The sequence below is a fragment of the Stutzerimonas stutzeri genome (assembly GCF_009789555.1).
Lineage (GTDB): Bacteria > Pseudomonadota > Gammaproteobacteria > Pseudomonadales > Pseudomonadaceae > Stutzerimonas > Stutzerimonas stutzeri_R.
Window position 1 is genome coordinate 732,611 of sequence record NZ_CP046902.1, and the last position, 20,706, is coordinate 753,316.

Annotated in this window: 20 protein-coding genes; 15 read left to right on the forward strand and 5 right to left on the reverse strand. The window is 54.6% G+C overall.

From position 1 onward, the window contains the following. The first annotated feature begins 51 nt into the window (after positions 1 to 51). The 7 genes from GQA94_RS03310 to GQA94_RS03340 all read left to right on the forward strand — a co-directional run bounded on the left by GQA94_RS03310 (position 52) and on the right by GQA94_RS03340 (position 7,058). On the forward strand, positions 52 to 741 hold the full coding sequence (locus GQA94_RS03310; RefSeq protein ID WP_158186728.1) for a class I SAM-dependent methyltransferase: 690 nt from the start codon (positions 52 to 54) through the stop codon (positions 739 to 741). A 2-nt stretch (positions 742 to 743) separates the two neighbouring features. Continuing rightward, a complete protein-coding gene (locus GQA94_RS03315; RefSeq protein ID WP_158186729.1) occupies positions 744 to 1,469 on the forward strand; it encodes a lipopolysaccharide kinase InaA family protein in 726 nt (241 codons plus the stop codon). Next, positions 1,466 to 1,861, forward strand: coding sequence for a diacylglycerol kinase (locus GQA94_RS03320; RefSeq protein ID WP_158186730.1), 396 nt, complete (start codon positions 1,466 to 1,468; stop codon positions 1,859 to 1,861). Before GQA94_RS03315 ends, GQA94_RS03320 begins: the two co-directional genes overlap by 4 nt. After that, positions 1,858 to 2,733, forward strand: a complete 876-nt coding sequence (locus GQA94_RS03325; RefSeq protein ID WP_199270098.1) for a hypothetical protein — start codon at positions 1,858 to 1,860, stop codon at positions 2,731 to 2,733. The genes GQA94_RS03320 and GQA94_RS03325 overlap by 4 nt, the downstream gene beginning before the upstream one ends. A gap of 9 nt (positions 2,734 to 2,742) precedes the next feature. Then, entirely contained in the window at positions 2,743 to 4,881 is a 2,139-nt protein-coding gene (locus tag GQA94_RS03330) for an LTA synthase family protein (protein WP_158186731.1), read from the forward strand. A gap of 236 nt (positions 4,882 to 5,117) precedes the next feature. Then, positions 5,118 to 6,743: a methyl-accepting chemotaxis protein gene (locus tag GQA94_RS03335; RefSeq protein WP_158186732.1), complete on the forward strand. Its 1,626-nt coding sequence runs from the start codon at positions 5,118 to 5,120 to the stop codon at positions 6,741 to 6,743. 117 nt (positions 6,744 to 6,860) lie between these two features. After that, the gene (locus tag GQA94_RS03340) at positions 6,861 to 7,058 is read left to right on the forward strand and encodes a hypothetical protein (protein ID WP_158186733.1); all 198 of its coding nucleotides are present in this window, start codon (positions 6,861 to 6,863) and stop codon (positions 7,056 to 7,058) included. Between the two features lie 136 nt (positions 7,059 to 7,194). Here GQA94_RS03340 and GQA94_RS03345 read toward each other — a convergent pair whose 3' ends face one another. Beyond that, positions 7,195 to 7,545 carry a DUF3147 family protein gene (locus GQA94_RS03345; protein WP_127838693.1) on the reverse strand — a complete coding sequence of 117 codons (351 nt, stop codon included), beginning with the start codon at positions 7,543 to 7,545 and terminating at the stop codon, positions 7,195 to 7,197. A 29-nt stretch (positions 7,546 to 7,574) separates the two neighbouring features. Further along, the gene (locus tag GQA94_RS03350; protein WP_158186734.1) at positions 7,575 to 7,862 is read right to left on the reverse strand and encodes a metal-sensing transcriptional repressor; all 288 of its coding nucleotides are present in this window, start codon (positions 7,860 to 7,862) and stop codon (positions 7,575 to 7,577) included. Between the two features lie 523 nt (positions 7,863 to 8,385). Between GQA94_RS03350 and GQA94_RS03355 the strand changes: the two genes are divergently transcribed. The 4 genes from GQA94_RS03355 (at position 8,386) to GQA94_RS03365 (ending at position 10,854) form a co-directional block, all read left to right on the forward strand. Beyond that, on the forward strand, positions 8,386 to 9,123 hold the full coding sequence (locus GQA94_RS03355; RefSeq protein WP_158186735.1) for a HupE/UreJ family protein: 738 nt from the start codon (positions 8,386 to 8,388) through the stop codon (positions 9,121 to 9,123). A gap of 12 nt (positions 9,124 to 9,135) precedes the next feature. Then, complete coding sequence (locus GQA94_RS03360) at positions 9,136 to 9,798, forward strand: transmembrane anchor protein (protein WP_158186736.1); 663 nt, start codon at positions 9,136 to 9,138, stop codon at positions 9,796 to 9,798. A 70-nt stretch (positions 9,799 to 9,868) separates the two neighbouring features. Beyond that, a complete protein-coding gene (locus GQA94_RS23520) occupies positions 9,869 to 9,997 on the forward strand; it encodes a hypothetical protein (RefSeq protein WP_256371959.1) in 129 nt (42 codons plus the stop codon). A gap of 239 nt (positions 9,998 to 10,236) precedes the next feature. Further along, positions 10,237 to 10,854 carry an HAD family hydrolase gene (locus GQA94_RS03365; protein ID WP_158186737.1) on the forward strand — a complete coding sequence of 206 codons (618 nt, stop codon included), beginning with the start codon at positions 10,237 to 10,239 and terminating at the stop codon, positions 10,852 to 10,854. A 25-nt stretch (positions 10,855 to 10,879) separates the two neighbouring features. Here GQA94_RS03365 and GQA94_RS03370 read toward each other — a convergent pair whose 3' ends face one another. Both GQA94_RS03370 and GQA94_RS03375 read right to left on the reverse strand, forming a co-directional pair. Beyond that, positions 10,880 to 11,206: a hypothetical protein gene (locus GQA94_RS03370; RefSeq protein WP_158186738.1), complete on the reverse strand. Its 327-nt coding sequence runs from the start codon at positions 11,204 to 11,206 to the stop codon at positions 10,880 to 10,882. 486 nt (positions 11,207 to 11,692) lie between these two features. Continuing rightward, the gene (locus GQA94_RS03375) at positions 11,693 to 12,364 is read right to left on the reverse strand and encodes a hypothetical protein (protein WP_158186739.1); all 672 of its coding nucleotides are present in this window, start codon (positions 12,362 to 12,364) and stop codon (positions 11,693 to 11,695) included. Between the two features lie 341 nt (positions 12,365 to 12,705). Between GQA94_RS03375 and GQA94_RS23360 the strand changes: the two genes are divergently transcribed. From GQA94_RS23360 to GQA94_RS03390, 4 genes are all read left to right on the forward strand, one after another. Next, complete coding sequence (locus tag GQA94_RS23360; RefSeq protein ID WP_233270214.1) at positions 12,706 to 13,317, forward strand: DUF6088 family protein; 612 nt, start codon at positions 12,706 to 12,708, stop codon at positions 13,315 to 13,317. Between the two features lie 91 nt (positions 13,318 to 13,408). Beyond that, positions 13,409 to 14,392 carry an AAA family ATPase gene (locus GQA94_RS03380; RefSeq protein ID WP_158186740.1) on the forward strand — a complete coding sequence of 328 codons (984 nt, stop codon included), beginning with the start codon at positions 13,409 to 13,411 and terminating at the stop codon, positions 14,390 to 14,392. Between the two features lie 188 nt (positions 14,393 to 14,580). Next, complete coding sequence (locus GQA94_RS03385; protein ID WP_158190014.1) at positions 14,581 to 16,917, forward strand: S8 family peptidase; 2,337 nt, start codon at positions 14,581 to 14,583, stop codon at positions 16,915 to 16,917. Between the two features lie 287 nt (positions 16,918 to 17,204). Next, positions 17,205 to 18,863: a TniQ family protein gene (locus GQA94_RS03390; protein WP_158186741.1), complete on the forward strand. Its 1,659-nt coding sequence runs from the start codon at positions 17,205 to 17,207 to the stop codon at positions 18,861 to 18,863. A gap of 10 nt (positions 18,864 to 18,873) precedes the next feature. On the opposite strand, the gene GQA94_RS03395 is transcribed toward GQA94_RS03390, so the two are convergent. Further along, the gene (locus GQA94_RS03395) at positions 18,874 to 20,700 is read right to left on the reverse strand and encodes a TnsD family Tn7-like transposition protein (protein WP_158186742.1); all 1,827 of its coding nucleotides are present in this window, start codon (positions 20,698 to 20,700) and stop codon (positions 18,874 to 18,876) included. Positions 20,701 to 20,706: the final 6 nt, after the last annotated feature.

Here is a 20,706-nt window from a genome sequence, read left to right on the forward strand (position 1 = left end):
GATTCAGGCCTCTCTAGATTATCGGGCGTACTCCTTTGTGGAAGGCCCGACATGTCCAAACCCCCTCCGATTGAGCTTGAGTTTTCGCGCAAATATGACCAAGAACATGCGGTGCAATACCTGCACAAGCATCACGATGGTCTGGCTAGGCGGCTCTCCCATTGGCGTGATGAACAGCTAGCCCGGCGGGCGCTCAAGCAGGCCGATGAGCCCGATCTCGTGCTCGACCTGCCATGCGGTGCGGGACGCTTCTGGCCCCTGCTGGCGGAGCAGCCCAACCGTGTGGTTCTGGCGGCCGACAACTCGGCATATATGCTGGCCACGGCACAGGCATCGCAACCCGCTGAGGTCGTCTCGCGGGTCGAGACGTTTCAGACCTCGGCCTTCGATATCACCCTGGGTCCGAATGCGGTCGATTGCATCTTCTGCATCCGCCTGCTTCATCACATCGCCGATGCGGAGCACCGCTTGGCCATACTCCGTGAATTTCATCGGGTAACCCGCGACACCGTCATTATCTCGCTTTGGGTGGACGGCAATTACAAGGCTTGGAAACGCAAACGCCTGGAAGCCAAACGCGCCAGTCAGGGCCGAGGGTCGGAAAACCAGAACCGCTTCGTAGTAAAGCGCCAAGTGATCGAAGCGGAATTCCGCGAGGCTGGCTTCCAGATTATCGGCTACCAGGACTTCCTGCCGGGCTACGCGATGTGGCGCGTTTACACGCTACGCAAGGTGGCTTGACGATGAGGGCCTTGATCGAACTGCAACCATCCCAGAGCTCCGATACGCGCTTCGACCGTTGGTGGCACAGCGAAGGCGAGTGGGTAGAACCGCCCAACCAGCGCCGCGGTGGTGAGAGCGGCGTCAGGCGTCTGGTGCCACGCGACACGCACCGGCCCGTTCTCTATTGCAAGCGCCAGGCTGGGCACATCTATCGTTCGGTGCTCCATCCATTCGGGCGCCCGACCGCATTACGCGAGCAACAAGCTATTGAGGCGTTTCGCCGAATCGGAATCCGCGTCCCAAATATCGTCTATTGCGCTTCGAGAAAAAATTCGGGCCAGTGGCAAGCCGTGCTAGTCACGCAGGCATTGGACGGGTTTATCAGCCTGCAGGAATGGTATGGGTCTGCCCGCCAAGAGCAACACGACAACGCACTAAACAGGCAAATGCTAGAGCAACTGGCGTCTACCCTGGCACGCCTGCACCTTGCCGGCTGGCAGCACGGTTGCTGCTATCCCAAGCACATCTTCGTAAAGGTTTCTAATTCCAGCGTGGAAGCACCGGTCGAGGTTGCCTTGCTCGATTTGGAGAAGAGTCGGCGGCGTTGGCGCATTTCGGCGGCTTCGCAGCACGATTTGCGACAGCTGTACCGCCATAAAGAGGAAATGCCACAAGAGGACTGGTTGCTTTTCCACCAGACCTATCTCCGGTCGCTCGGCGCTTCTCTCGGGGAACGTATAGCATGAGCGATGAGCCGATCGCTTGTGAAGCTAATGCGCAGGCCCTCAAAGGGCGCTCGGGCCTCGGCCGGATCTTCTATGCAACTGGCTATTCGCTGGCCGGCCTGAAAGCCGCTTATGTCGGTGAAGCAGCATTCCGCCAGTTACTCCTGTTAAACCTGATACTGATTCCCATTGCATGCCTGCTCGACGTGAGCAGCAGCGAGCGGGCCATACTAATCATGGTGGCCATCCTGGCCTTGATTGTGGAGTTGCTCAACTCGGCGATCGAAGCGGCTATTGACCGTATTTCTCTGACTATCCATCCGCTCTCCAAGCGCGCCAAAGACATGGGCAGTGCTGCCCAGTTTCTCGCGCTGACGCTTATAGCGATTGTCTGGGGAGTGGTCCTTTTATGATCGGGACCCGTTTGGCAAACACCGCTCGGCACCCGCTACGCAGCTACCTGAAATTGATGATTGGCGTTCTCATCGTCCTGGCACTAGCACTGGCGTTTCCAGCATGGCGTCACTTGGCGCCGGTAACCGCCGAAACTGGCTGGACTCATAGCGTGTACCGGGACTCGATCGAGAGGGTCAGTGCCTTGGCTAAGGACGACCGGAACGAACTCTACGCGACCCAGGAATACCACGGTGGCAAAGGGACCGTTTTGCTGCAGCAGGCGGACGGAAGATTTATTCAGGTCATGCAGGGGCTGTCCAAGCCGGATGGCTTGCTGTCCTATCGCGGCGGTCTCGCCATTAGCCAGGAAGGTGGAAATCTACCCGTCCTTTGGATGCATGGCGGCCAAACCAGCAACCTGCTGCTCGGCCAGGGTGTCGAACAGCTCGCCAGCGATGGGCATTACCTTTACGCCATTGAGGACCAGAGCAGCGGCCGGCTGTTGCGCTTCGACCCACAGAGCGGCAAGACCGTTGTGCTCCGTGATGGGCTTAACGAAGCGGAGGCGGTCACCGTTTGCCCCGACGGACAGCTGTTTTACGCCGAGAAAACGCGTGGTTGGGTCAAGCGCCTAAAAGAAGACGGCGCGGATGAGACCGTTTGGTCCGGCCTTAACCAACCCGGCTATCTCCTCTGTACTGAGGAGGGTCTCTGGGTCAGCGAGGACGCCACCCACATGGCTCGTCTGTTGCTGATGGACAAGAGCGGAACCCAGCATGTCGTTCTCGACCATCTGCGCTCGCCACAAACGCTGCTACCTGTCGCTCCTCGCCGCTATCTGCTCGCTGAGCAGGGCCGCAATCGCATCCTAGAACTGAATCGCCTCTGAAGGTTCCCTATGTACCAAAACCAGCGGCCTGCGGGTCGTGCGGCGGCGCGTGCAGCAACGCCAAGCACTCTCGAACACCTCACTTTTGCCATATCGAGCGCAATCGTCCTTCTCGCTCTCTTTTCACTGCTGCGACTAGGACTGCTTATCTACAACCACGAGCTAATCGGCGATACGTCTACGGCGAGCTTTGCCGAGGCTTTTCTCAACGGTTTGCGCTTCGACTTGCGCGTCGTCATCTATCTCTGCGCTCCCCTGATTCTTGCGTTGCTGAGCACGCGGTTGATGGCTGCCCGCCGCTGGCAGCGTTATTGGCTAAGCGTCGCAGCCAGCTTGACGATATTTCTAGGCATTGTAGAGCTGGATTTCTACCGGGAATTCCATCAACGCCTGAACGGATTGGTCTTCCAGTACATACAGGAAGACCCCGCGACTGTGCTGAGCATGCTCTGGCACGGCTTTCCTGTGGTGCGTCTCTTGCTGGCCTGGATGGCTCTGAGCGGGGCGGCTTTTATACTCTTTGCCTGGTTAGATCGGCTGACTCGGCGGCGCTCACCCGGCGGCCGATCAAACGAGTCTCAGCGCAGTGGCCGACTCTTGCACTCATGGCCTGCTCGCAGCTTGGCATTACTGCTATGCCTGACCTTTTCTGTCGCCGGCGCCCGCGGTACCCTTCGCCAAGGCCCACCTCTGCGTTGGGGCGACGCTTTCACCACCGAATCGATGTTCGCCAACCAGCTTGGCTTGAACGGCACGCTGACCCTCTATGCGGCAGGAAAAAGCCGCCTCTCCGCCGAGCGGGACAACATCTGGGAACCCTCCATGCCGGCCGACAAGGCCGTCGTCGTCACCCGCGACCTGCTGCTTGGTCCGAACGAGCAACTTGTCGACTCAGACCCAGCCGCCGTTCGGCGGGACTACCAGGCCCCCGCCGATACTCGCCTGCCGATCCGCAACGTGGTGGTGATTCTGATGGAAAGCTTTGCAGGCCATTTCGTTGGTGCGCTTGGCAGCCAGGCTGGCATAACTCCAAACTTTGACCGATTGGCAAGGGACGGTCTGCTGTTCCGCCGATTCTTCTCCAACGGTACCCATACCCACCAAGGCATGTTCGCCACCATGGCCTGCTTCCCCAATCTGCCCGGGTTCGAATATCTGATGCAGACGCCGGAGGGGGGGCATCAGTTTTCTGGTCTGCCACAATTACTTGGCGCTCGTGGCTATGAGGATCTCTACGTCTACAACGGCGATTTCGCCTGGGACAACCAGTCAGGATTCTTCAGTAACCAGGGCATGACCAGGTTCATAGGGCGCAACGATTATGTCGACCCGGTCGTCTCCGACCCTACGTGGGGCGTATCCGATCAGGACATGTTCGATCGCGCGGCTGCAGAGTTGCTCAAACAGGACGGAAGTAAGCCCTTCTACGCCTTGCTCCAGACGCTTTCTAACCATACGCCCTACGCGCTTCCCGCTCCCCTACCGGTGGAGCCGGTCGACGGCCATGGCTCACTGGATCAGCATTTGACCGCGATGCGGTATTCCGATTGGGCATTGGGCCAGTTCTTCGAGAAAGCCAGGAAAGCACCCTATTTCAAAAACACTCTCTTCGTCGTCGTGGGCGACCATGGCTTCGGTGCGCAAGAGCAGCTGACTGAGATGGACTTGTATCGCTTTCATGTCCCCCTACTGCTGATCGCCCCCGGCATCCAGGAACGATTCGGCAGCACTGAGGACATTGTCGGCACCCAAGTAGATGTGGTGCCAACGATTATGGGGCGGCTGGACGGGACGGTGCGCCATCAGTGCTGGGGGCGTGATTTGCTGAGCCTGCCACCTGGCGATCCAGGCTTTGGCATCATAAAGCCTTCGGGCGGTGATCAAACGGTTGCCATGCTGAGCGGCGATCGTATCGTAGTACAGCCCAAAGGACTGGAGGCGCGGGTTTACCGGTACCGCCTGGGTGCGCAGCCTCGAAGCACGAGGCTCGAACGCAGTTCAATGGATCAGGCACTTCTCGAGCAATTGAGCGCCTTCATTCAGACCGCGACTGCGAGCCTGATCGGCAACACGGCGGGTGCCAGCGGCAGCTCCAATAGCAAAAACGCGGGCGGGAATGAAGAAGAGCAACTGCCAGATAAGCCCTGATAGCGAGCTATAGCAGAAGCGTATGAGGCTACTTCGTTTGAGATGGGAAAGTCTCTCGCTACGTACGGGGCGGCCATAGGGAGACCCGCCGCTGTTGGATTGATGAGCATAGATCTACTGCCACCGGTCCGAATCCTCACCCTTAGGTCAATAAAACTTCTGGAATACATTTAGCGAATGCAACGGCGTGCCGATAAGCGAGCCAGGCAGTTGCCGTTCACTTAGGAACTAGAAAGATGTCGCTACGTAAACTTAAAGTGGCAACACGTTTTGGCATTGGCTTTGGCTTGATAGCGCTGATAGTCCTAACCCTTGGCGTCGTATCGATAACCCGTATGGGCGATATGCGTGCAAAGGCTTTGGAGGTCGATGAAAACTGGCTGCCGGGAGTGGAGGCCACAGGCGAGATTAGTAAGAACATGGTTCGTCTGAGGGAAATGACCCTTCGCTCGGTCGTGTACACAGATCCACAAATGCAGGCAGAAAACCGCAAAACCGTTGACGAGCTACGTGGCTGGATTACTAAAGAACTGGCTGCATACGAAAATTTCATCGGAAACGATGCGGAGCACGATGCCTTCAAGCGCTTCAAGCAGGCCACTCTGAGTTACATGCCACTGCAGGCGGAGGTAGTCCAACTTGCTTCGAATGGTCAACGCAATGCCGCTATGGAAATTCTGAATGGCGAAATCAACAAGCACGCAGAAGAGCTTATGGCGGGCCTGAACGACCTTATTAAAGTCAATCGCGACGGGGCTTCGGCTGCGGCTGCTGAATCTGCCTCAGTCTATAAAAGCTCAGTTATATTGACGGGTATTGCGATAGGTATTGCCATGATGCTCATGATAATTCTAGCAATTCTCTTCACACGGAGCATAACGGTTCCTCTTGACCAGGCTGTACAGGCTGCAGAAGCTGTTGCACGTGGTGACCTGACAAAAGATATCGAGATTCAGGGTAATGATGAGCCGGCGCGCCTTCTTCAAGCATTGAAAAACATGCAAGGGAAATTGCGCGAAACCATCAAGAGTATTTCTCACTCGTCGAGCCAGCTAGCATCGGCGGCCGAAGAATTGAACGCGGTTACTGAGGATTCGACCCGAGGTCTACACCAACAGAACTCAGAGATCGAACAGGCGGCTACTGCTGTAAATGAGATGACAGCCGCAGTTGATGAAGTTGCAAGGAACGCAGTAGCTACCTCGGAAGCGTCACGGGACTCGGACCGGACGGCCAAGCGTGGTCGTGAGCAGGTCATCAAGACAGTCGGTGCAATCGACGCCCTAGCGGCCGATGTGACCGGCACTGCCGTACAGGTCGAAGAGCTCGCTAGCAAGGTCAACGAGATTGGCAGAGTGCTGGACGTTATCCGAGCCATTGCAGAGCAAACCAACCTTCTTGCACTGAACGCTGCTATTGAAGCTGCTCGTGCGGGCGAAGCAGGGCGCGGCTTCGCTGTCGTGGCTGATGAAGTTCGTGCGCTTGCTCATCGCACTCAACAATCGACACAAGAAATCGAGCAAATGATCTCTGGAATTCAGCAGGGTGCTGGGCGGGCTGTCAGTGCAATGCAGTCGAGTAACGAACGCGCTCGATCTACCCTCGATGTGGCTAAAGCGGCAGGCGAAGCACTCGATGAGATATCAGAAGCCATCAGCCTGATCAGCGAGCGTAACCTCGTGATTGCTAGTGCTTCAGAAGAGCAAGTCCAAGTTTCACGCGAGGTTGACCGTAACCTCGTGAACATACGGGACCTCTCAGTCCAGACGTCTGCCGGAGCGAACCAGACCAGCGCGGCCAGCCGCGAGCTTTCTTCTCTTGCTGTGGATCTGAATGCACTGGTGAACCGTTTCGTTGTTTGATGGACGGTTGGGCGAACGTAACGGTTCAGGTATCACCCAGTTGCCATTGTTGAAATGGCCATCCGGCTCGCTGCGGAACCGCAAAGAATTGTTCAGCGTCCAACAAGGAGATGAAGCATGGACCAAACCACCCTACTCTTCAGCGAGCTAGCCGACCGGATGCGGCTGGAGCTATCGAACCGCCGTTTTTGGCCTCTATTCGTCAGTGCGGGTGTTGTAGCGCTCCAGGCGCTGGCGGTCGCCGCCAAGCGTGGTCTCATGCAGGTGTACCGTTGGTGGAGTCCTAAAGGAGAAGCGTTGGCGCTACCAGAGTGAGGGGTTTGAGACGTGACGGTTGTGCAACGGCCAGAAGCGGTCGGTCAAACGCTGTAGGGAATCTGGCATCTCATTTTGCAGCAATGAGGCGATCCGAGGCATGCGATGGGCCTACCGGATCAAGGAAAACGAACAATCACAACAATTCGATGCCGAAGCGGCGCATTGCTAAAGCGAACAGGGCGAAACACAGGCACGTGGCCAATGCGTAACCCGCCAGTGCCAGCCAGAAGCCGAAGCGAGACATTAGGAGCGGGAACATCAACAGCGCCGGTAGCGTGGGGATCACATACCAGAAGGTGTACCAGGCATGGTTGGCGATCTTCTGTCCAGGTTGATGCTCGATGTGCAGCCAGATCAAGGTCAGCACCGTGACTATGGGCAGGGCGGCGATGACCCCGCCAATACGGTCGCCATGTTTGGCCGCTTCGGATACCAAGACCACCATTAGTGCAGTAATCAGGTATTTGGTCACTATCCAGGTCATGGCGTGCTCCGCTGGGCGGCGAAAGAAGATCAAAGGTACTTGGTGATCTGCTTGAAGTCGCTTAGAGCGGTGGTGTCACCCTGCTCGGTGGCCGCGAGCGCATGCTCCAGACAGTGATCGATATGGTCCTGGATCAAGGTGCGCTTGGCCTGGCAGACCGCTTTTTCTACCGCGTGTAGCTGCTGGGCAAGGTCCACACAGGCGCGACCGGCCTCGATCATGCCCACGATGCTGCGCAGATGACCTTCGGCACGCTTCAACCTTTTGATGATATCGCTATGACTTTGGTGCTGATGGGCGTGTTCTTGATCGCTCATGCCTTGAGTCCCATGCCTCGATGACTTACGCTTTGATCCTATCCCCCCCGGGGGGATATGGCAAACCTGTCGTTATCGTCGGGCGGCCAGCCGAATCTGTAATTGAAGACACATCGCATGCTCAGTAAACCGGTCAGTGCTCAGTTAACGTTTGCCCTTGCTCTCGTCATGCTAATGGCATGGGCCGGGCATAGCGTCGCGCTTGGCCCTGGGATGAGCCAAGGTGCGTGGAGCGGCGAGGACCGTGCTCATGCGCATTCCCACATCACGGGTATTTCGGCCTGTGCCAAATGCACGGATCACTACCACTCCACGCTTACTGCCGACCACGTGCACGAAACGCCTTACCTGACCACGCTCCTCATCCTCAGTACGCTGCCAGAGCGTCCGCAGCCGATAGAATCCACGCGCTACGCCATCCCTCCTAGTCCGATCTTCCTGATCGAGCGGCCACCACGCCCAAGATTCGCGCTCTGACACCGGCCGCTATCTGGCCAAGACCACAGTCACTTAGGACTCAACCATGCATTCGCTATCCATGTGCGGTATGGGCGCATTTCCCGCGCGCCCAAACCGCTCGCTAATACTGCTGCTGTTATTCACCACATTACTGTTTCTCGGCATGCCTGACGCGCTGGCTCACGCTGTGGCCGAGGGCGACAAGGGGTTTATTCAGGAAAGCTCTGGAGTAATGGTGCTGCCGTTCATCTACATGGGCGCAAAGCACATGATCACCGGCTACGACCATCTGCTGTTTCTGTTCGGGGTGATCTTCTTTCTCTACCGCCTGAAGGACGTGGGGCTCTACGTCACCCTGTTCGCCGTGGGACACACCGTGACGCTGCTGTTCGGCGTACTGGCGGAAATCAGCATCAGCTCCTATGTGATCGACGCCATCATCGGTTTCTCGGTGGTTTACAAGGCGCTGGATAATCTGGGCGCGTTCCAGCGTTGGTTCGGCCACCAGCCGAATACCAAGGCGGCCACGCTGATCTTTGGCTTGCTGCATGGCTTCGGCCTGGCAACCAAGATTCAGGAGTACGAAATATCTGCAGACGGCCTAATTGCCAACCTTGTTGCATTCAACGTTGGCGTCGAGATCGGCCAGCTCCTGGCCTTGAGCGCCATTCTGATCGTCATGGGCTACTGGCGGCGCACTGCCAGCTTCTGGCGTCATGCCTACACCGCCAACGTCGCCATGATGAGCGCCGGTTTCCTGTTGATGGGTTACCAGCTCACCGGCCTGATCGTCTCTTCGTAAGGAATTCTCAGCATGTTCAATACCAAGCTTCCGACCCAAAGCGAATTGCCGACCAGTCGCCAACTGCTGCGCTCAACTGTGATCGCAGTGGGTGTTGCTGCTGTTTTGCTGGTCACCGTGGTGATGCCCTCTGAATACGCCATCGACCCAACGGGCGTTGGCCGCGTACTAGGCCTCACCCAGATGGGTGAAATGAAGGAAATCCTGGCCGAAGAAGCGGCAGCGGATGCGACTGTTCAGCCAGCGGCGGCACCGGTAGTACAAGCTCCCGCACCTGCTCAGGTGGCACCTCAAGAACAAGTTGTGGCAGCACCTGCGGCTGAGCCGGTAGCAGAGGCACAGCCAGCCCTGAAGTCCGATGAAGTGACTGTCACGTTGAAGCCAGGCGAGGCCAGTGAGATCAAGCTGGAAATGTTGGACAAGGCCACGGTCAGCTACGAGTGGGCGACCAATGGCGTTCCGGTTAATCACGATACCCATGGCGAGCCCTACAACGGCCCCAAGGGCTATTACCACAGCTACAGCAAGGCCAAGCAGGTTAAAGGTGACAAAGGCGAATTCACTGCCATTTTTGATGGCACCCACGGCTGGTTCTGGCGTAACCGTAGCAACAGCGACGTGACAATCACGCTCAAGACCAAGGGCGAGTACCTGAGCGTCAAACGAGTCATTTAAGACACGAAGCCCCTCCGTCATGAGGCGCAGGGGCTTCCACATCCATGATTGAAATAGAAAGGATTACACGATGAAAACCACAACTCCCTTGAGTCGCTCTTTTCTCCTTGTTTGCCTGCTGGGCTTACTGTCGGCATGTGGTGGCGGCGAGCCGAAAACCCAGTCTGAAGTCGAAAGCCACGGCCATTCGCATGATTGAAGGCTAGCAACACGCCAGGTTGCGTTGCAGCAAGAGTCTGTGCGTTGGATATTGCGCTGGCTGAACAGACAGAAACGGCAGATCACTGTTCAGGCTTTGTAAAAAAGCCAGACAATCTTTTCTATCCGCGCTTCTACATTGAATCTGTGAGGGCTCGATTAGAGCGGTACAAGGATTTCTGTACCAGTACCGCGTCAAGACATCGCTCACTTGTCGAATATTTTTCGTAAGGACAGATCATGCCCGTCCAAGCAGTTATCTTCGATGCATTCGGTACCCTGTTGAGGATCCAGGATGGAAGACATCCTTACCGGCAATTGTTGACCATTGGTAGAGCGAATGGGCGCCGGCCCAGATCTGACGACGCGAGCATACTGATGAAGATTCCGATGACGTTGACTCAAGCCGCAGCGCAGCTCGAAATTCCAGCGAGTCCAAAAGAGCTCGAATTTTTAGAGCGGGTCTTGGCTCAGGAGATTGCTGCAATAGAGCCTTATCCCGACGGGCCTCCTGCTGTTGAGATGCTTCAGCGTATGGATGTTCGCGTTGGCGTTTGCTCAAACCTGGCGTTTCCATACCGAGAAGCTATTTTACGCTGTTATCCCGACTTGGATGCCTATGCGTTCAGTTGCGATCTTGGCGTAATGAAGCCGGATCCAGCAATCTATCGTTGGTCTTGTAACCAGCTAGGTGCTGAGCCGGGCGCAACATGGATGGTCGGTGATTCCATGCGATGCGATAGAGATGGACCTACAGCAGCGGGCATTTGCGGCTTCTTTCTCGAAAGAGCCAATACCAGCGGCGATTACACAGAGCTTGAAAGCTTCGCGGTAGCTGCGCTGGCACACGAAATGTAGACTTTTGGTCGAAAGCGGCTATGCCTCAACCTGGCGCCGACTTAGCTCCATCGCCGAAGTAATCATCTGCAGCTACTAGACCGAAACGGTCACTCAGCTCGTTCTTATCGTTGTTTTCGCTAAACATATTGTGAATGCGCCGCTCTTGCTTGAGGTATGCCAATGTTCCGAAAAAGCATCCTTCGCAAATGTGGAGTTCATACCGCTCGCCGTCATGCTTAGCGCCGTAGCCCCAGTGGGCATGCAGCGTCGCGAATTGAAATCCGCCGATAGCTACCCGAACTGAACATTGACAGACATCGCACACCACGTCGGTGACTGTATCGACCTCTATCTTTTCCGTAATTTTCATTACCTGCCTCCCGTGACACCCAACCGAATCAAGTACTCAGCATAGACGTCTACGCCTGAGGCGATGGTCGGTGCATCAAGAGCTATCACTGCGACTGCTGGGAAGTCGCTGTCATGGAAGCTAGCGTTCCCACTCGGCAGCTCTCACGCAAAGCGAGCGGTCAGAATCAGGACTTGGCCACGCTGGACGCTAGACGCGAAACTTCTCTAGTTAAGCGCAAATCGGGGATTCGTCCGTCGTGCTTTCCGAGATAGCACCTTAACCGTGACGCCGGATCCTCGATATCTAATAAAATATAGCCGTTTATAGCTGCTTCCTCTTATAAACGGTTATAAATACTTATAATTCACTGATCGCTTCCCAAACGAATGAGCACCAACCTTTGACGGGGTTTCGTAAGCTTCTAGTGTGCAATCACCATTTCGCCTCGGATGGTGATGTGTGAGAGCACTAAAACTGGTGTTTGGGTCTCAAGGGGGCGTTGATTTACCCATGGGTTACTCCGGCAACCTCATACTCTGCCGCGGCCACTACGCGTGCCGGAACGGCAATGAGCAGGTCTTGGGGGCGCTCGCCTCCAAGATAGCTGTTCATTGATATAAACCAGTATGCCAAGCCCCAATCATCCTTCTCCCCGTCAAATACCTTCAGCACCTCGGCCATGGCCGAAAGCGGCTGATACCCATCGTCCTTGTTCAGAGCATAAATCGGGTAGTAGGCACTGCCGTTGTGGTGAATAGAGAATATACGGCGTTCTCTCTTCCATTCGTTGAGCCGCGAGCTTGCACTGCAGTTGGATTCAGCCAGAAGCGCAATGTCCCGCTCAGACAGCCAGTCACCGCTCTCCAATACGGCCTTTTTGGCCTCGGCTAACATCTGCGCTTCCACGAGGATTACTGGTCCTACAGGAGCTTGAGGCACTAGCAGCGAAACCATTCGCTCAACTGTGAGTTGATGATCCTTGGACGTCGTGTCGGTGATGAATCGGGCTGCCGCCTCCAGCGACTCGCCCAACGCAGCTAGCGTTTCAGCCGAGGCGTGGTCCACCGTTATGACAACAGCTTGCTCTGCTTTCTCGGCGTTTAGGCGAGCAGCCACCGCTTTCAGGTCACCCGTGAAGGTCGAACGTATTGCTACGGGTTCGGCGATCAGCCTCATACATACCTCCAATACAGAAGATCACGAACCAATCTATCCCCTAGACTCCTGCGATAGGGCTGGCGGCCGCCGAACGGAATGGCAATAGGCCAAAGCCAATGTGTTGGAGCTGATAAAGCCTACAGAGGAAGGTAGGCGCTTATGACTGGTTGGCATCAGTCTAGCTCAGACGTCCACCGCGGTGACGGTTCGGGTGCGTCACCCAACAGCCAGTTCAGCCCCGTCAGGCAGCAGTAGTCGCCATACGTGACACCGATACCAGCCCTTTAGCAAGTCGCTGGCTGTTGATCATATGTCAGAAGTGTCTTCTAATATCTGACATTACTAAACCGAGACTCGATATGTCATCAATTCCTAGCGCGATCCGGGAACGCAGCCAGTTGTTGAGAAATGGAGGCGTGCTCGCACCTAAAGAGTTTCTCCACCTGGGAAGCCGCACTGCGGTCGACCAAGCGTTTTGCCGCCTAGTTAAATCTGGACATTTGATACGGGTGGCACGCGGAATTTATGCACTTCCGTTATCGATCAAAAGCCAAGGCCGTGCTCCGTCTGCTGAGTCAGTGGCGAAATCGATCGCAGCGTGGAAAAAGCAAGCCATCGCGCCTACAGGCCAATGTGCTGCGAACTCGCTTGGCCTAGCTCTGACTAGACCCGTAGAGAAAGTGCTACTTACCACTGGTCGCAGTCTGAAAGTGGTCGTTGGAGACCAGACGGTCGCACTCCAGCGGGCTCCCTACTGGATGCTTTCGCTTGGAAACAGCCTTGCTGGCGATGCCGTCAGAACGCTCGCTTGGATAGGCCGTGACAGAGCAGACGGGGCAGCAGCAGCGCTTAGGGAGCGTTTGCCCGATGACGAATGGAGCAAGTTGAGCTCTGTGCGCGCGAGCCTTCCTAGCTGGATGGCTACTGCCATTGGAAGAGCAACTATGGATAACTACACGCAAACAGGCTGAGCTGGTACCGGTAGGCAACAAAATACCAACCATCTTCCGTCTGAATGGGTCTCGAACGGTTAAAATATCGTTGAGCAAAAGGTAGAAACTCATGGCTAGCGGCGAACACTTGAAAGCGCTACTGCGCTCGCACATCAAAGGCGATGATTCGCATTTTCTAGCCGTAGCCATGCAATTGGCAGCTCACGAGGCCAAGCAGGGGCACGGCAAGCTAGCAGAGGATCTGCGAGCGCTAATCGACTCGGCCAAGAAGAACCGCTTGCCTTCTGGGATGCCTGTGCCGATAGGCCAGCCGCGTGGCGAGCTGAGCAGCTTACTTAGCGCTGCGCTTCCCAAAACTCGACTTTCTGAAATGGTCCTGGATGAGGTAACCCATTCCCGTCTGGAAAGGATCATGAGCGAGCAGCGCAATTTTGAAAAAATTCGTGCTCACGGCCTGTCTCCACGTCGTAAATTGCTCTTGGTCGGCCCGCCCGGTACCGGAAAATCGATGACGGCTTCGGCCCTCGCTGGGGAACTGGGCATTCCTCTGTATATCGTTCGGTTCGACAGCTTGATAACTAAGTTCATGGGAGAAACCGCGGCAAAGCTGCGCCAGATATTCGATGCAATACGCGACACTCGGGGTATCTACTTTTTCGATGAGTTCGATGCTATCGGATCCCAGCGCAGCCTTCAGAACGATGTCGGTGAAATCCGCCGAGTGCTGAATAGCTTCCTTCAGATGATCGAGCAAGATCAGTCGAACAGTCTGATCATCGCTGCCACCAATCATCCCGAAATTCTCGACTACGCCCTGTTCCGTCGATTCGACGATGTTATCGAATATGGCCTGCCCAACCAGGAGCAAATTCAAACGGTGCTAAAGAACCGACTGCTGAACTTCTCGAAGTCGATTAGAAGCTGGGATAAGCTCTGCACCACCGCAGAAGGCCTCAGCTATGCCGAATTGGCGAGAGCCGCGGACGACGCAATCAAGGACGCGATCATTCAAGATCGAACCGAGGTGGCAATCAAGGACGTGGAGAGGCACCTTACGGAGCGGAAGGCGTTCCACGGGAGACAGCGCTCCTAATGTAGTAGAGCATCTCGATGACGGAACCAACTAAGGGACAACGGCCTCATTTTCACCTCCAAGGACAAGGGCTAGCGGAACGCTTCCAGTCCACAGCATCGGCAAAACGAGACCCTCGTTACCCCTCGCCAGATCGAACAACGCATGGTGCTAGGCTTCTCAGCCAACTCAAGCGTGCAAGCCAAGAGATGGCAGAGGCGGTAAGACATCAGCGGCAAACTGCTGAAACGCAGCTTAGGTCAGAAGGTGGATTTGGCCTGCAGATCGAATTCAGGAGTGAGCCAGGCTACGCTCTTGCCTTCGAAGGCCTCGCCCGCGGGGCGCAGCGCATTGAACTCCTGAACCTACGACGTGATCCCGCCACGAATACGGAGCTCGCGACAGTTTTTGTTCCGGATGGGCAGCTCAAAGCTTTCGAGAATCTTGTTCATCAGTATTTGGAAGCGTCCACAGCGAAAGGAATTCCTCGCAATGCACCGCTTCTGAACCCGATCCAAGAAATCAGAACCGCAGCGTTTAATGCCTTGTGGACGGACGACCCTGCGGTATTGCCGCTCAACGAAGCGGAGACCATATGGTGGGAGTTTTGGCTCCCGATTCGAGATGGTCGAGAAGCAGTGCTTAATCGCTTTAAGTCGATTGCAGAAGCATGTGGTTTCGAAACCTCTGACAAGGCGCTGAAGTTTCCCGAGAGAACAGTTCTCAACGTCTATGCCTCCCGCGAAGCTATTACTCAATCGCTATCGCTGCTCAATGAAGTCGCCGAGATTCGTAGAGCAAAGGAAACGGCCGAATTCTTCGATGCCATGTCGCCACCGGAACAGAGAGAGTGGGTAGAGGATTTGCTTGAGCGGACGATCCCCGCTGAGGATGGCAGCATTCGTATCTGCTTGCTGGACACAGGTGTTAACCGGGGCCACCCGCTTCTTGCACAGCACATTGACGAAGACGATCTCTATACGGTCAACAGCGCCTGGGGGCTATCAGATTTGGCTGGCCACGGTACTGGGCTGGCCGGTATCGCTTTATACGGCGACCTTTTTGACCCGCTCGCCAGCCAAGGGCCTGTCGCGGTTGGTCACCGCTTGGAATCGGTGAAGCTGCTCCCCACAGCTCAGCAAGTTAAGAAAGAGCCCTATGGCTCGCTGACGATTGATGCGGTTACCCAGCCAGATACATCCAAGCCGGAAATACGTCGTGTGTTCAGCATGGCAATCACCAGCCTTGATGATCGAGATCGCGGCCGGCCCTCGGCGTGGTCCTCAGCTATCGATGAACTCGCGTGCGATGTTCTGGGCGAGAGAGCCAATCCTAGACTGATAGTCCTATCAGCAGGTAATGCCGATAAGAACCAAGCTATTCACTACCCTAACAGCGTCACCACTGACGGTATCAACGATCCAGCGCAGGCGTGGAACGCCCTTTGCGTTGGAGCCTATACCATGAAGGTTACGATCGATCCCCCTAACTCTGGCTTGCTGCCAGTCGCGGCAGCTGGAAGCTTGAGCCCCTACAGTACAACCTCAGGGACCTGGTCTAACGCAGCTTGGCCGTTGAAGCCAGACGTAGTTTTCGAAGGGGGCAACTTAGCTACAGATGGGCAATCGGCCTACACCGAACCGTGTCTGTCGCTGCTGACTACCTCACATGAACCCCAACGACGGCTGCTATCAACCACTTGTGCAACTAGTGCAGCTTCAGCTCTGGCCGCGCGGATGGCGGCCCAGATCTCAACGAGTTACCCACTGTTCTGGCCAGAGACAGTGAGAGCCCTCATTGTGCATTCCGCTGAATGGCCTAATCGGATGCTTCAAGACTTCCTCGCAAGCGATTCAAAAGCCGGCTATGAGAATCTGGTAAAACACTGCGGCTTTGGTGTGCCTGATATAGGCCGCGCTCTGTATAGCGCCGGCGACTCCTTAACAATGATCGTTGAGGACCAACTGAAGCCTTTTGCGAGGCAAGGCACGAAACCTCCCACCGCGCGAGACATGCATCTGCACCTTCTTCCTTGGCCTCGTCAGGAATTGCTCAACCTCGGCAACGTCGAAGTGGAGATGCGAGTAACCCTTTCCTACTTCATTGAGCCAAACCCGGGAATCGCCGAGCGTGGCATCAAAGGCCGCTATCGCTACGAGTCGCATGGGCTTCGATTTGACGTAAGTCGCCCTAATGAAGACAAGGACCAGTTCCGGCAACGCATCAACAAGCGTGCTCGGGATGAAGAGGAAGGTGCTTATCAGGGCGGCGGTTCAGACCCATGTTGGCTGCTTGGCACCCAAACCAGGCATCGCGGCTCACTCCATTCGGACATATGGCGAGGTACAGCTGCTGACCTAGCAGGGCGAGGCATGCTTGGCATTTATCCCGCATTGGGTTGGTGGAAAACTTTGGTCAAGCATCAGCGTTACGACGATACCGTAAGGTACAGCCTAGTAGTATCAATCAAGACGCAGCAAACCAACGTTGACCTTTATGCTGCGGTCGAGCAAGTAATAGAAACCCGAACGGCAGTTTACGTTTAACCATGCCACGCTGGGCCCGACTAAAAAGGTTATTTTCTACCATCGATAAATGAGCAATTGAAGCGAGGTCGGTTTGATGCGTGGAGAACCCTTTTACGCGGAATTCAGTTCGACGTTATCTGCCTTTTAGGTTACGCACTCTGGCCACTCCTCACCCTCACGGTATTCAACCGTGAGAGTGCACTAGTTAGGTTGTTCGGTACCGAGCTGGGCAATCGACGGCGATTTGTGAATAGAAACCATGTTACGTTTAACCAGAATGTATGTGATAAGCAGGAGTGGTAGCGGTGCATCACAAGATTCCCTTTTTTCCATCTTCACTTCCCGATGAAACACTACACTCAAGAGTTTCTCGCTACCATTTTCTATCAGGCAACAAAACACAGCCACTGACTTTTAGAGATGCTTTCGATGCTGCCCCGTTTCCTTTGGACGTTGTTGTCCCGAAGAAGATAACGCAGCTAGCTGAGCGGCTCCCAGGAGAAGCTGCAGACAACCTCAAAAGCCTGCTAAACACGAATACGCTACTGCCATTGTTTACATCGTTTCTTGGAACCGAGAACTCTCACAAAAAACTGTGCCAAGAAACTTCGACAACAACGCTGTCACGAATTCCTCAGCGTGTGGTCGGCGTGCACGGCACAGCTAAACTCTGTATTGCATGCTGCGAGAGCGACGAACATGAGTTTGGTTCCAGCTATTGGCATAGAGCTCACCAAATACCAGGAGTTTCCAGTTGCTGGAAGCACAGTGAAACCCTGATGAGCTCATGTCAATTTTGCTCCAAGCCGTTCTATACGAAAAATCGACTTCTAACCATGCCATGGCTGCCCTGTGAGTGTGGTTGGTCTGTTAATGCAAACACGCGTAGCAATATCGCTCCCATCGTTGAGAACGAATACGCCGTATTCTCTAAAGAGCTACTACATGGAGACGTTCCTACTATCTCGCAAGAATCCCTTGCGCATGCGTACAGAACACGAGCCTCCGCGCTAGGTCTCCGAGCTGGCAGCCTAGTTTCACAAGCGTCACTATTCAAAAGTATAGTCGAGACCTTGGGAGACGAATTCCTCTGTCAAGCGGACACTGCATACGCTGCCAAGAAGACAAAAACGTGGATTCGTCTTTCCACAATAGATAACCAACTCGATATGCCGATAACACGGCATTTAATACTAAGCTTTTTCTTATTTCGCAACTTTAATGTGTTTAAGAGCGCTCTACAAAACCAGCAGAGCTTGCCGCTCGTAAGAGCACGCAGGCAAGATTCAAAGCCATCAAAATCGGAAGAAAGTACAAGCTTGGTTTACCGGGCTAAGATACAGCAGATTGTAAATCGTTGGCCAAGTTCAACATTAGAAGACTGCTGGAAGAACTCATTGAAGGCCACATCGTGGCTTTTCAAACACGATCGCGGGTGGTTACTCTCCTATTTATCAGAAACGACGCAGCCTGGTCGTGGCTCGAACGATCTAAGCTATGCGAAGATTATTGAGGATGGCATTGAAGGCCTTTACGCGCTCTCGTTTAAACCTAAGAGAGTAAATATCGGGAATATGCTTTCTCTTCTACCTAAAAAGTTGCCAGGGGGAAGAGATAGGGAAAAGCTCTATCCCGAAGTATCAAAAAAGCTTCAGGAGCACTATGAATCCCTTTGGCACTTCCATGTCCGGCGGATCATTTGGGGACTACACGAACTCAAAAGGCTCGACCTTAAACCGACAATTGTTAATTTAAGTGACTTGATAAAAATCAACAAAATCAGCTGTAATTCGATACTCAGCCACTTTGGCTGGGACATTGAGGTAATGGTGAATCAAAAATTCAGCCAGGTAGATGAGATGAACAAATTTTCGATCACTCGACAATGGTCGGGTCCTATAAGTGTCGATGCTGGATATGCCGGCCGAGCTTATCAAAAAGCGCGTATGGCCAAATTAGAATAGTCCCATATGGCTAAGCTTCTTTGATCAATTTCATAAGATACGAAGCTGCATTCCCCGCTGGTGGACGAATAGCTGCGAACCTCAACAACGTCGCAGCACCGAAACTTGCCTTACGTGTACGTAATTCTTTAGCAGCCCATTCTAATCTGCGGCGATGAAACTGATCTTTTGATTCACAGCTCGCCTTAAGCTCCAAGCTGCATCGCGGCAGCTTAGGCAATTTTTTCTCAAACAGTATGGATGAATTCAGCTCACGCCCTATCCGCGCAATAGAGATCCGAAGTGGCTTCCCTGGCCGGGCCCTAAGGCTCCACGCGCACGCTCGGATTCGACGCGACAACTCTTTATCCAGCCTTGCCCAGTCAACAGCAGCGGTGCGCTTACGAGCGATCCTTCCGATGCGATGGACCTTTTCTTTCAGCCAGTTTCTATCGTTACGGTAAAGCCAAGCGTAATCGGCGCACGCCCGAGCTGTCGTGTTCCTCTCACGTTCCATAATGAAACGAAGACGACGGCTCTCTCGGTCTTGCTCCAATCGCAACCCTGACAACATGTTTTTAAGGTCGGCTTCCATTCTTAGTACTCGATACACCGAGGTCAATGAAACGCCACAATTTTTAGCTATTTCAGAAAAAGCTTTCCCGGCAATCAACTGATCCCGAATTTGCTGTCTGAGCACTGGTAGTAGAATGGATGGACGAGCACGGACACGTAGTCCAAGCTGAACGGCATAGACGTGAAGCGTAGAGACGCTCACGCCTGTCACTGCGGCAATCTGGCGAAGTGAACGTCCTTCCGAGTACATTTCTTTGAGCGTGCGCGCTAGGCCATCAGTTTTGGTGGTCACCGTCGTCGTTATATTCTTCGACGTAGGCATCTGGCCAGAGCGCTGAACAGCTAAATGATCGAAGCTCAGTCCAAGCGCATCCGCAAGAAGCAAATAATGTAGCGGATGATGGGCGCCTCTTGGCTTACGCAGTAACTTGAGGATCCAAGAAGGAGCTTGTTTTGCGCTCACCGGGAGCAGTCTTGAAAATTCCTCGGTGCTGGGCAACCCTTTGAAGTAGATCGCTAACATTTCAGCCAAGGGCATCAGCCGAAGCCTGCCATTGGAACTCACGAGCGCATGGGCCTGCGCCCCACACAGCAAGTTTTGCTGGACCACGTGAGGTTGCAGCGGGTCACAATCCCTATCGAGCACAGACCAAGAGAGAGCGGCGAGACGGTATAGCGTGTCTCTCTGGACTGCACTGACTTCCAATGATAGGGAGTGCGCATGTAATTCATCGTCAGTCGGCAGGAAGCAGCGTTTAGCTTTATCCCGGATCCAAGCCGGTTCGATGATCGAAAGGGGCTGTACGTGATGGGGGCATATCCACACCCCAGGAAGTTGATGTATGCGATGCCAGTAGGCTTGACCATGAATCTGATCATCCTCAGCGAGACACACCGGGCAGAATCTAACCCGAACGTATCGCTCTAAAGAACTTGCGATGAGTCCAAGCCGCATCTTCAACCCTTGGCCGTTCCTGCTATGCATTTGTCGACGCGTAATCGCTAGCTGCTCTGGCGACATAAATGGTTGGAAGTAAGGGAGCAACGTATGCCGCGAGATGAAAGCGTTGGCGTCCAGCCCAGTAACCGGCTTGAGCAGCCGTTCCAATTCTTTTAGATGGCAAGGGAAGCTTGTGTTTCGGGTAAAGGAGTAGCCGTGCTCAACGTCGTTGAATGCTTGGCGTACTGAAGCAAACCCGGTCAGCCGGCAGTAACGACTCAACAGGCTGTGAAGCGTTTCGTCTGGGAAGGGAGCTAAGAAAAAGCCTGGCCCAGTATCCATTTCCCA

Coding starts and splice junctions, on each gene's coding strand:
- GQA94_RS03310 (WP_158186728.1), top strand. CDS start 52: ATGTCCAAACCCCCTCCGATTGAGCTTGAGTTTTCGCGCAAATATGAC.
- GQA94_RS03315 (WP_158186729.1), top strand. CDS start 744: ATGAGGGCCTTGATCGAACTGCAACCATCCCAGAGCTCCGATACGCGC.
- GQA94_RS03320 (WP_158186730.1), top strand. CDS start 1,466: ATGAGCGATGAGCCGATCGCTTGTGAAGCTAATGCGCAGGCCCTCAAA.
- GQA94_RS03325 (WP_199270098.1), top strand. CDS start 1,858: ATGATCGGGACCCGTTTGGCAAACACCGCTCGGCACCCGCTACGCAGC.
- GQA94_RS03330 (WP_158186731.1), top strand. CDS start 2,743: ATGTACCAAAACCAGCGGCCTGCGGGTCGTGCGGCGGCGCGTGCAGCA.
- GQA94_RS03335 (WP_158186732.1), top strand. CDS start 5,118: ATGTCGCTACGTAAACTTAAAGTGGCAACACGTTTTGGCATTGGCTTT.
- GQA94_RS03340 (WP_158186733.1), top strand. CDS start 6,861: ATGGACCAAACCACCCTACTCTTCAGCGAGCTAGCCGACCGGATGCGG.
- GQA94_RS03345 (WP_127838693.1), bottom strand. CDS start 7,545: ATGACCTGGATAGTGACCAAATACCTGATTACTGCACTAATGGTGGTC.
- GQA94_RS03350 (WP_158186734.1), bottom strand. CDS start 7,862: ATGAGCGATCAAGAACACGCCCATCAGCACCAAAGTCATAGCGATATC.
- GQA94_RS03355 (WP_158186735.1), top strand. CDS start 8,386: ATGCATTCGCTATCCATGTGCGGTATGGGCGCATTTCCCGCGCGCCCA.
- GQA94_RS03360 (WP_158186736.1), top strand. CDS start 9,136: ATGTTCAATACCAAGCTTCCGACCCAAAGCGAATTGCCGACCAGTCGC.
- GQA94_RS23520 (WP_256371959.1), top strand. CDS start 9,869: ATGAAAACCACAACTCCCTTGAGTCGCTCTTTTCTCCTTGTTTGCCTG.
- GQA94_RS03365 (WP_158186737.1), top strand. CDS start 10,237: ATGCCCGTCCAAGCAGTTATCTTCGATGCATTCGGTACCCTGTTGAGG.
- GQA94_RS03370 (WP_158186738.1), bottom strand. CDS start 11,206: ATGAAAATTACGGAAAAGATAGAGGTCGATACAGTCACCGACGTGGTG.
- GQA94_RS03375 (WP_158186739.1), bottom strand. CDS start 12,364: ATGAGGCTGATCGCCGAACCCGTAGCAATACGTTCGACCTTCACGGGT.
- GQA94_RS23360 (WP_233270214.1), top strand. CDS start 12,706: ATGTCATCAATTCCTAGCGCGATCCGGGAACGCAGCCAGTTGTTGAGA.
- GQA94_RS03380 (WP_158186740.1), top strand. CDS start 13,409: ATGGCTAGCGGCGAACACTTGAAAGCGCTACTGCGCTCGCACATCAAA.
- GQA94_RS03385 (WP_158190014.1), top strand. CDS start 14,581: ATGGCAGAGGCGGTAAGACATCAGCGGCAAACTGCTGAAACGCAGCTT.
- GQA94_RS03395 (WP_158186742.1), bottom strand. CDS start 20,700: ATGGATACTGGGCCAGGCTTTTTCTTAGCTCCCTTCCCAGACGAAACG.